This window comes from Aggregatibacter actinomycetemcomitans DSM 8324 (assembly GCF_000372365.1).
GTDB lineage: Bacteria > Pseudomonadota > Gammaproteobacteria > Enterobacterales > Pasteurellaceae > Aggregatibacter > Aggregatibacter actinomycetemcomitans.
The window spans coordinates 54,002-64,113 of the sequence record NZ_AQUU01000015.1 but is presented as its reverse complement, the minus strand read 5'-3'; the positions used below and the strand labels follow the sequence as shown (position 1 = coordinate 64,113).

Here is a 10,112-nt window from a genome sequence, read left to right as displayed (position 1 = left end):
TACCCCTTTTTATTTCAATTTTCATCAGACCAGAATGGGACGGGATGACCGTGGTGATATGCATCTGGGACATACACTGATTTTAGGTAAATCAGGGACGGGTAAAACGGTTTTAGCCACATTTTTGCTTTCCCAATTAACTGCATTTTCACGCCCGGAAACCTTCTTGGCAGGGAGCGCAAATAAGAAATTAACGGCAATTTATCTTGATAAAGACTACGGGGCAGAAATTGCGATTCGTGCAATGGGTGGGCAGTATAACCGCTTAAAAAATGGTTTACCGGCGATGACAGGTAAAGACATTAACTGGAAAAAAATTAAGGACTAACTATGCTTGAAAAATTACTTATTTTAACTCTACCTTTTATTATTATAGCCTGCGCAACCCAAGCCCCTGAACCAAAATCTTGGAAGAAAGATTTGGATGGTATCCAAGAAGAAAATATCAACAATGATATTGATCAAATTACAAAAGATATCATTGCACCACAACCCCAAATAATGGAGGAAAAGCCGAAAGGAAAATAGAAAAGAGACAGGAAACCTCTCTCTTATTCATAAGAATCTATTATTTGAAATTTTTTTAACCGGTTTTGAGGTTTAGTGAGGGGTGTTTTTAGCCTCTTTGATTATTTTGTTTCCTATTTTAACCCCATCTTCTAATAGATTGTTTTCAATACACTTTTTCCATATATCTTTACTTTTTGTTTCTTAATCTTGGATAATTATATAAAATGATAGCCCCCTTTTTCGTCAAATTTATAAAGTATTCTTATAAAATCAAAGAGTTGATTCTTAATTCCGAATTCTTCTAAAAATTCAATATTCCAAATTTTTATCGTGAATCTACTACAAGTACCGAGAGAAAGAGATTTTACATTAGATAATTTCACAAACACTTGCGAACCTCTAAAAATCACGATAATTAAACAATTAGGTCAAATCACATGATGCACATCGTTAGCAATGCCCTGTAATGACAAGATTCTGATCGATATTTAAGTGTTGCAAGCCAATATAAATCGCCGTCGCCAATAAAGCGACACTGGCATACAATTCTTTCTGGAACACGAGCGGAATGCGGTTACACAGTAAATCGCGCAATACGCCGCCGAATGCGCCGGTGATGATCGCCGCAATAATGGCAATTGTCGTGCCATGCCCCATATCCAAGGCGATTTGGGCGCCAATAATGGAAAACACAATTAAACCGACCGCATCCAGCACCAAGAAAATAGTTTGAAAATAACGCATAAAATACCGAATAAAAGGGGCAATAACCACGGTCAACACCGCCGCAGATGCCACAATAATAAAATATTCGGGGTGCTTCACCCAACCCAGCGGATAATGCCCTAACAACACATCGCGCACCGAGCCGCCACCAATTGCCGTCATGCTGGCGATAATAATCACGCCGAAAATATCCATCTTCTCCCGCCCGGCGGCAAGGGCACCGGTAATAGCTTCGGCGGTAATGCCGATAATATAAAGAATGCTGAGCAGCATAAGGTTCCTTAAAAGTGCGGTTAGTTTTCACGTTATTTTAGAGAGAGAAACGGCAAAATGCTATGTTTTAGATCATAACTTTATGTGGCTTGGTGCAGATAAAAAACGCCCGGATTTTTAACCGCACTTTCTTCTTTGGCGCCCATTCTATTTTTACTGGTTATTGATATATTCACCCTGTGGTTACAAGCGCAATCCAAGGCGGTTTCTTATTTAGCGCTCGGTGTGCTGACAGCGCAACTGATTTGTCTGGTGGTATTCATTAAAGGCGAAATTTGTAACGGGCAACGTTCCCGTTTAAGTCGGGCTAACCTTTATTTTACGCTTTTTTGGCTGGTTTGGTTTCTGCTTAGTTTTTGGTCGAATTATCACTATATCTTAACGGATTTTGTCAGTGTTTGTGGTTTGACAATGGCACTGACTACCTGGAAACAACCGCAGGAAGACGAATTGCGTCACGGATTGTTAAAAATGGCGGGATTAATCGGCTTACTGGGCACAACCTGTTATGCCATTACGTTATTTAACGACGTAAACCTGATTCAATTTAACCCGTTGGCACAAATGCTGTTAGGCGTTATTTTAGCCAATCTGATGCTGGTTATTGCGCGCAACCGCTTACAACAATTTATTGCATTATTGATTTTATGTATGGTGGCATTCCTTGCGCTAAACGCCATTTTCGTCGCGACAGCTTTATTCCATTTATACCAACAAAGTGCGGTCGTTTTTGCCAATGAATTTGCGTTGCTGCTCTACTTTGCTTTGCATGTTGTTATGGCGTTAATTCTTGGGCTGCACGTTTTCAAAAAATGGACACTATCCTATAACACGCTGTTTATTTTATTTCTGATTGCCGCCAGTTTGCCGCTCTGGGTAAATTTTGCTTATGTGGCATAAGCACATATAAATAAAGGGTTATTTTTTATTTATCAGTAAATTAAATAAAATGGAGTGAGTGAAATAATATGAATGAAAAATAATTTCGGATAAAAATATTTCATAAAAAAAATCCCCTCTCAAATTAAAAATCTGAAAGGGGAAATGTGATTTGATAATTATTACGATCTGTAAAAAGGTAATTTAATATGCTATCTCTATAAAAAATATTCCAGATAATATTCAAAAAAACGATATTTTTTCCAACCGCACTTTAATCTTACTTATTGGTCTTTAAAATCACGCATTAACTGTTCAGCTTTTTTCACCATTTCTTTGGAGCCAATAAAAAGCGGAACCCGTTGGTGTAATGCAGTCGGCTGAATATCTAAAATTCGGTTATAGCCGTCACTCGCCACACCACCAGCCTGTTCAGCCAGGAATGCCATTGGATTGCCTTCGTACAACAAGCGTAATTTACCGTTCGGGTAGTTGGTGGCACTTGGGTAAATGTAGATTCCACCTTTTAACATATTGCGATGGAAGTCGGAAACCAAGGAACCTATATAACGGGAAGTATAAGGACGTTGGGTTTCTTTGTCTTCCTCTTGGCAGTATTTTAGATATTTTTTCACGCCCATCGGGAATTTGAGGTATTGCCCTTCATTAATGGAATAAATTTTGCCGGTTTGCGGAATTTGGATATTTTCGTGGGAAAGACAAAATACACCAAGGGACGGATCGTAGGTAAAACCATTTACGCCGTGCCCGGTGGTATAAACCAACATAGTGGAGGAACCATACACGATGTAACCCGCCGCCACTTGGCGATTACCCGGTTGCATGAAATCTTCGAGGGTAACCGGTGTACCAACGGGCGATACACGGCGATAAATAGAAAAAATCGTGCCGACCGCCACATTAACATCAATGTTAGAAGAACCATCCAATGGATCCGTTAAAATAACATATTTCGCGTTACGACCGCGTTCCGTATCAAAAGCAATGAAATTTTCCTCTTCTTCAGACGCAAAGCCTGCCACTTCCTCACGGCTCATTAGGGCCTGTTTCATCGTATTATGAGCAAATAAATCCAATTTCATTTGCGCTTCACCCTGCACGTTTTGCACGCCTGAATTACCGATAATGTCATTGGTTAACCCCGCTTTATTAATGTCACGATGAACCACTTTTGCCACGAGGCGAATAGAAGATAAAATCCCGCTCAATTCTCCTTTAGCATGTGGGTATTCCGCTTGTTTTTCTACGATAAATTGACCTAATGTTTTCATCTTTTATTCCTTAACTTCATTAATGAATTTACTCAATTCTGAACTTATTTTATTATAACAGCTTCAATTTTGAATGATTAAAGAGATTCCTATTTCTGTGATTCACAACACATTTTTATTGGAAACAGAAATAAACCGGTATATAAAAGGACTCAACATGACAACCAAACATCTTCATATTCTCGGCATTTGCGGCACATTTATGGGCGGCATTGCGATGATCGCCAAGCAAATGGGCTATCATGTAACAGGCTCCGACACCAACGTTTACCCACCAATGAGCACTTTTCTTGCCGAAAATCACATTGAAATCATACCGCACTTTGAGCCAAGCCAGTTACAACCAGCGCCGGATATGGTCATCGTGGGAAATGCCATGAAACGCGGCAATCCCTGCATCGAGTATATGTTAGCAAATAACATTCCTTACACGTCCGGTCCGCAATGGTTGCACGATCATTTATTACGGGATCGCTGGGTTTTGGCAGTTTCCGGCACACACGGCAAAACCACGACCACCGGCATGCTAACTTGGATTTTGGAACAAAACGGTTTGCAACCGGGCTTTTTAATTGGCGGTATTGCAGGCAATTTCGGTATTTCCGCACGCTTAGGGCAAAGCCCGTATTTTGTTATTGAAGCGGATGAATACGATACGGCGTTTTTTGATAAACGATCCAAATTTGTACATTACAATCCGCGTATACTGATTATTAATAATATCGGCTTCGATCACGCGGATATTTTCGACGATCTAAACGCGATTCAGCGCCAATTCCATCACATGATCCGCACCATTCCAAACAATGGACGCATTCTCTCCTTTGCCGGTGAAGAAAGCGTACAACAAACCTTGGCGATGGGCTGCTGGTCGGAATGTCAGTACGTAGGCAAAGATCAGGAATGGTATGCCGAACGCATTAAACATGATTGTACGGAGTTTGCCGTTTACCATAAAGGTGAAAAAATCACGGAAGTGCATTGGAATATCGTAGGTGAACACAATATGCGTAACGGTTTGATGGCAATTGCGGCAGCGAATCATGCCGGTGTGAGCATTGAAAATGCCTGCGCGACGTTAGGATCCTTTATTAATGCGAAACGCCGTTTGGAAGTGAAAGGCAATGTTCATGGCATCACCGTTTATGATGATTTCGCCCATCACCCCACCGAAATACAGGCAACATTGACCGCACTTCGCGATAAAGTCGGGCAAAATGCGCGTATTCTGGCGGTGTTAGAGCCGCGTTCCAACACCATGAAAATGGGGGTACATAAAGATGAAATCGCACCAGCGTTAAAGCTGGCCGATGCGGTATTTCTATTCCAACCGGAAACTATTCCATGGAAAGTGGCGGATATTGCCGCACAATTAACACAACCAGCGTATGACAGTGATAATTTGGACACCTTCGTCGATCTGATTGTCGCCGAAACTAAACCGACAGATCACATTTTAGTGATGTCAAACGGCAGTTTCGGTGGTATTCACCAAAAACTTTTAGAGGCGCTACAGAAGAAAAGCGTTTAGGTTTAGTTTATAAAGAGAAGAAAAAAGGCATTCGCAAAAACGAATGCCTTTCTTTTAGAATCTGGTTGCGGGGGCCGGATTTGAACCGACGACCTTCGGGTTATGAGCCCGACGAGCTACCAAGCTGCTCCACCCCGCGTTAGAGGGCGCTAACTATACCCGTTTGAAAATGAATTGCAAGTTTAAATGTAAAAATAATGTTTATTTGTTACAAAAATAAACGATATGCCGTTTTTTTCAACAAAATACTTCTTCCCAAAAACATTGTTTTTTATGACCGCACTTTTATGGCGTTCAACGTGAATTTCATATTCATCCGCTACAAATTGGTGTAAAATTCACCCTTTGTGTTTTACCCATTTTACTTTTAGGACGTTATATGCTATTCAACCGCACTTCTTTTTATAAATTTCTCACGCTTTCCGCTATTGCGGTATTAACGGCATGTTCCTCCAATTCTAATAAACCTGCAGCCGGACAAACAACAGCCCAAAATACATTGGACATCGATCCGCAAAAATTCGGCGCAATTTATAACGGACGGACTTATCAGCAATCCATTTTTATGCCGGTGAGCCAAATTGAAAACAAAAGTGCGGTGGTAAATCAGGGTGATTTTTTAACCCAACTGTCAAATATAAATAATTATTCCGCTAAATTGAGCAGCAGCTTCGCCCCGCTTTACAACAAAGTGACCGCTTGGGTACTCGCCGGTGCCAATACCGGTGAATTAACTAATTTCGGTATCCAAAGCCAAGTGATGAAAGGCTTCGACGGCTATCAAAATGTACTCATGACGGGCTATTATTCCCCGGTGATTCATGCCCGTCGCACCCAACAAGGCAAATTTAACCAGCCGATTTATGCACTTCCTTCGAAAAAACGTTTCTCCCGTGCCGAAATTTATGCCGGTGCATTGAGAGGTAAAGGTTTGGAATTGGCGTACAGCGATTCTATGATCGACAACTTTCTGCTGGGCGTGCAAGGCAGTGGTTATGTGGATTTTGGTGAAGGCAATTTGAATTATTTCGCTTACGCAGGACAAAACGGCTACCAATATGCGGCGGTCGGTCGCCTGCTGGTGGAAGACGGTGAAATTCCGAAAGAAAAAATGTCTATTCAGGCAATTCGCGATTGGGCGAATGCCAACCCTTCACGGGTGCAAAGCCTGTTAGAGCGCAACCCCTCTTATGTTTTCTTTAAAAATGATCCGTACGGAAAAGTAAAAGGTGCGGTAGGCGTGCCTTTGGTGCCGATGGCGTCCGTGGCGTCCGACCGCGGTGTGATTCCATTGGGTAGCGTGTTGCTGGTGGAGGTGCCGCAAATAGATAATGACGGCAACTGGACAGGGCAACATCAGTTACACCTCATGGTTGCGCTGGATGTGGGCGGTGCCGTGAACGGACACCATTTCGATTTATATCGCGGTATCGGCGATCAGGCGGGACATATTGCCGGCTTGTCGAAACATTACGGTCGCGTTTGGGTGTTACGTTAATGGCGCACATTGACAACTATGAACAACGCTTTGGCGGTATCGGCCGTTTATATGGCGCCGATGCTTTAGCGCGCTTGCGTAAAACGCACATTTGCGTAATCGGTATCGGCGGCGTCGGTTCCTGGGCGGTGGAAGCTCTCGCCCGTTCCGGCATCGGCAAGATTACGATGATTGATATGGATGATATTTGTGTTACCAATATTAATCGCCAGATTCATGCCTTGAGCGGTAATATCGGGCAACTCAAAACCGACATTATGCGGCAGCGGATCAGATTGATTAATCCCGAATGTGCAGTCAATATCATTGATGACTTTCTTTCTAGCGAAAATCTAGCCCAATACCTTCACAATAATCACGATTATATCATTGACGCTATTGATCAAGTGAAAACCAAAGCGGCGTTAATCGCTTATTGTAAACGGCACAAAATCAATATTATTACCATTGGAGGGGCAGGCGGACAAACGGATCCGAGCCAAATTCAGATTGCCGATTTAAGCCGAACCATTCAAGATCCGTTGCTGGCAAAAGTGCGGTCGGTTTTACGCAAGGATTATCATTTCACGCAAAATCCGAAACGCAAATTTTCCATTGATGCGGTATTCTCTAGCCAACCGCTGATTTTCCCTCAGGTCGGCGATAGCTGTGCCACTTCCGCAACCATGAATTGCGCCAATGGTTTTGGTGCGGCGACCATGATTACCGCCACATTCGGCTTTTTTGCCGTTTCCCGTGTTATTGATAAATTATTACAGAAAAATAATTAACTTATTTTTTAAAATAAAAAAAGATAGCAATTCCGCTTAAAAAAGAGTAATCTAGCTTGGTTTTATTCAATTCATATTTCAATAATAGAAGGAAATACAATGACCATGTTAGTGCAAAGCTTAAAGAAAACGGCAATTGCCGCTGCCATTCTTTCTTTTTCCGCTGCGGCTTCCGCAACAATTGTCACCTCCATTAAACCCTTAGGCTTTATTGCGACAGCCGTTGCAAATGGCGTTACCAATGTGGATGTATTAGTGCCGACCGGGGCTTCCCCTCATGATTACAATCTAAAACCCTCCGACGCGCAAAAACTAAAATCTGCTGAAATGGTAGTTTGGATTGGGGAAGATGTGGATGCTTTCTTAGATAAATCCATTGACGATCTTGATTATAAGAAAGTGCTGACAATCAAAGACATCGCCGCCATTGAACCGTTTTTAATGAAAGGATCCCATCACCATCATCACCATGGCGAAGGCAACGCGCATGAAGAGCATGATCATTCACACGAGGGGCATAATCACACACATGAAGGTCATGATCACAAGCATGAACATGGACACGATCACGAAGGACATGCACATCATCACGACGACGATTCAAGCATTAACTGGCATGTATGGTATTCACCGGATATTAGTAAAGCGGTCGCGCAACGCATTGCTGTAAAACTCATCAAACAATATCCGGAGAAAAAAGCGTTGATTGAAAAAAACATCTCCGAATTTAACCGCACTTTAGATGACACAAGTGCAAAAATTAACGTGCAATTGGAAAGTGTAAAAGATAAAGGGTTCTATGTTTTCCACGACGCCTACGGCTATTTCAACCACGCTTACGGTTTAAAACAAATCGGCTATTTCACCATCAATCCGCTTGTTGCACCGGGCGCAAAAACCTTGGCAAAAATCAAAGAAGAAATTGCCGAACACAAAGTCAGCTGTTTATTTGCCGAACCTCAGTTTACACCTAAAATGATTGAAAGCTTAAGTAAAGGCGCACAGGTGAATGTAGGACGTCTTGACCCAATGGGCGATAGTGTGAAAATGGAAGGAAATCCTTACGCCGCGTTCTTGCAATTTACGGCGGATAGCTATATGCAATGTTTAGCAAAATAAATTAATCCGTTAAATAAGGCATGATTTTCAGTCATGCCTTATTTATATCCGATAAAAATACGGTGCGATTAAAAATAAGGCTTGCTATAATTTTTAGCGATCTATCACAAAGCAAAAGGAAGACACAATGAAAAAAACATTAAAAATGACCGCGCTCGCTGTTATCTCGGCTTTTGTATTAGCAGGTTGTGCACAAGATACGGCAAAAGGAGACGCCCAATTACAACAACAGGCGGTGATGGGAATTAACTGGATGCAGGAATCCGGTGAATATGATGCGCTGGCTTATCAGGCATTTAACACGGCGAAAGTCGCATTTGATCATGCTAAAGTACAAAAAGGCAAGAAAAAAGCCGTAGTTGTGGACTTAGATGAAACCATGATCGATAACAGCGCATACGCCGGCTGGCAGATAAAAAATAACAAACCTTTTGACGGTAAAGACTGGACCCGTTGGGTCGATGCGAGAGAATCCGGAGCCATTGCCGGTGCAGTAGAATTTAACAATTATGTCAATTCTCATAAAGGCAAAATGTTCTATGTGTCAAATCGCAAAGACAGTAATGAAAAAGCAGGTACCATTGATGACATGAAACGTTTAGGCTTTACCGGTGTTGATGAATCATCCCTTTATCTGAAAAAAGATAAATCCGCCAAATCTGCCCGTTTTGCAGAAATTGAAAGTCAAGGCTATGACATCGTGCTTTATGTAGGCGACAACCTGGATGATTTCGGTGATGCAACACACGGTAAATTAAATGCGGATCGTCGAGACTTTGTTGCTAAAAACCAGGCGAAATTCGGTAAAACTTATATCGTTTTACCTAATCCGAATTACGGTGGTTGGGAAGGCGGTTTAGCCAAAGACTACTTTAAAGGTGATTCCCAAAGCAAAGTTGATGCCCGCTTAAATGCAATTAAGGCATGGAGTGGAAAATAATTCCAAGTAAAAACATTCATAAAATAAACCGCACTTTGATCTGCACCCCAAAAAGTGCGGTCGTTTTTCGACGCGTTTTTTAATCGCGGAAATTGTTAAATTGGAACGGTTGTCCCAGTTCGGCGGTTTTGACCAGTTGAATTACCGCTTGTAAATCGTCACGGGATTTGCCGGTAACGCGCACTTGTTCGCCTTGAATTTGGCTTTGGACTTTGATTTTGGACTCTTTGATTAACTTGGTTATTTTCTTCGCCATATCGCTTTCAATCCCCTGTTTCAGCTTGATTTCTTTGCTGTAGGTTTTGCCGCTGTGTTCATACTCGGCGGGAATGTCCAGGGAGTTGGATTCAATGTTGCGCTTAATGCAGGCGTTACGCAGAATATCGATAAGTTGTTCCACCTGGAAATCCGATTCGCTGCTGACTTTGATGGTTTCGTTTTTTTCATTAAATTCAATGGCGGCTTGTACGTTGCGGAAGTCCCAGCGGTTGGTCAGCTCGCGATTGGCGTTTTCCACGGCGTTGCGGATTTCGTGTCCGCTGATTTCGGAAACAATGTCGAATGATGGCATGGT

At 42.1% G+C, this 10,112-nt stretch carries 9 protein-coding genes, 1 tRNA gene and 2 pseudogenes; 8 read left to right on the top strand and 4 right to left on the bottom strand.

What is annotated here, in order from left to right; genetic code table 11:
* A pseudogene (locus A3CS_RS1000000111975) lies at positions 1 to 328 on the top strand (hypothetical protein); the annotation flags it as partial.
* A gap of 2 nt (positions 329 to 330) precedes the next feature.
* The gene (locus tag A3CS_RS0109160) at positions 331 to 528 is read left to right on the top strand and encodes a hypothetical protein (RefSeq protein WP_005574518.1); all 198 of its coding nucleotides are present in this window, start codon (positions 331 to 333) and stop codon (positions 526 to 528) included.
* A gap of 447 nt (positions 529 to 975) precedes the next feature.
* Here the strand turns inward: A3CS_RS0109160 and A3CS_RS0109155 are convergent.
* Positions 976 to 1,509: pseudogene (locus A3CS_RS0109155) on the bottom strand (trimeric intracellular cation channel family protein); the annotation flags it as partial.
* A 135-nt stretch (positions 1,510 to 1,644) separates the two neighbouring features.
* On the opposite strand from A3CS_RS0109155, the gene A3CS_RS0109150 reads away from it, so the two are divergent.
* Positions 1,645 to 2,409: a hypothetical protein gene (locus A3CS_RS0109150; protein WP_019518425.1), complete on the top strand. Its 765-nt coding sequence runs from the start codon at positions 1,645 to 1,647 to the stop codon at positions 2,407 to 2,409.
* A gap of 263 nt (positions 2,410 to 2,672) precedes the next feature.
* Here A3CS_RS0109150 and fbp read toward each other — a convergent pair whose 3' ends face one another.
* On the bottom strand, positions 2,673 to 3,680 hold the full coding sequence (gene fbp, locus A3CS_RS0109145; RefSeq protein WP_005541070.1) for a class 1 fructose-bisphosphatase: 1,008 nt from the start codon (positions 3,678 to 3,680) through the stop codon (positions 2,673 to 2,675).
* A 157-nt stretch (positions 3,681 to 3,837) separates the two neighbouring features.
* Here fbp and mpl point away from each other — a divergent pair, with 157 nt between their 5' ends.
* Positions 3,838 to 5,211 (top strand): UDP-N-acetylmuramate:L-alanyl-gamma-D-glutamyl-meso-diaminopimelate ligase, encoded by a 1,374-nt coding sequence (gene mpl, locus A3CS_RS0109140; RefSeq protein WP_005588724.1) that lies wholly within the window; start codon positions 3,838 to 3,840, stop codon positions 5,209 to 5,211.
* Between the two features lie 62 nt (positions 5,212 to 5,273).
* Here the strand turns inward: mpl and A3CS_RS0109135 are convergent.
* Positions 5,274 to 5,350: transfer RNA gene (locus A3CS_RS0109135), tRNA-Met, on the bottom strand.
* A 240-nt stretch (positions 5,351 to 5,590) separates the two neighbouring features.
* Between A3CS_RS0109135 and mltA the strand changes: the two genes are divergently transcribed.
* The 4 genes from mltA to A3CS_RS0109110 all read left to right on the top strand — a co-directional run bounded on the left by mltA (position 5,591) and on the right by A3CS_RS0109110 (position 9,538).
* Positions 5,591 to 6,709 (top strand): murein transglycosylase A, encoded by a 1,119-nt coding sequence (gene mltA, locus A3CS_RS0109125; RefSeq protein ID WP_005574516.1) that lies wholly within the window; start codon positions 5,591 to 5,593, stop codon positions 6,707 to 6,709.
* Entirely contained in the window at positions 6,709 to 7,479 is a 771-nt protein-coding gene (gene tcdA / locus A3CS_RS0109120) for a tRNA cyclic N6-threonylcarbamoyladenosine(37) synthase TcdA (protein WP_005548259.1), read from the top strand. The genes mltA and tcdA overlap by 1 nt, the downstream gene beginning before the upstream one ends.
* 99 nt (positions 7,480 to 7,578) lie before the next feature.
* Positions 7,579 to 8,598 (top strand): zinc ABC transporter substrate-binding protein ZnuA, encoded by a 1,020-nt coding sequence (gene znuA / locus A3CS_RS0109115; RefSeq protein ID WP_005548261.1) that lies wholly within the window; start codon positions 7,579 to 7,581, stop codon positions 8,596 to 8,598.
* A gap of 127 nt (positions 8,599 to 8,725) precedes the next feature.
* Complete coding sequence (locus A3CS_RS0109110) at positions 8,726 to 9,538, top strand: 5'-nucleotidase, lipoprotein e(P4) family (protein WP_005588717.1); 813 nt, start codon at positions 8,726 to 8,728, stop codon at positions 9,536 to 9,538.
* 79 nt (positions 9,539 to 9,617) lie between these two features.
* Here the strand turns inward: A3CS_RS0109110 and A3CS_RS0109105 are convergent, their stop codons facing one another.
* Positions 9,618 to 10,109, bottom strand: a complete 492-nt coding sequence (locus tag A3CS_RS0109105) for a YajQ family cyclic di-GMP-binding protein (protein WP_005548266.1) — start codon at positions 10,107 to 10,109, stop codon at positions 9,618 to 9,620.
* Positions 10,110 to 10,112: the final 3 nt, after the last annotated feature.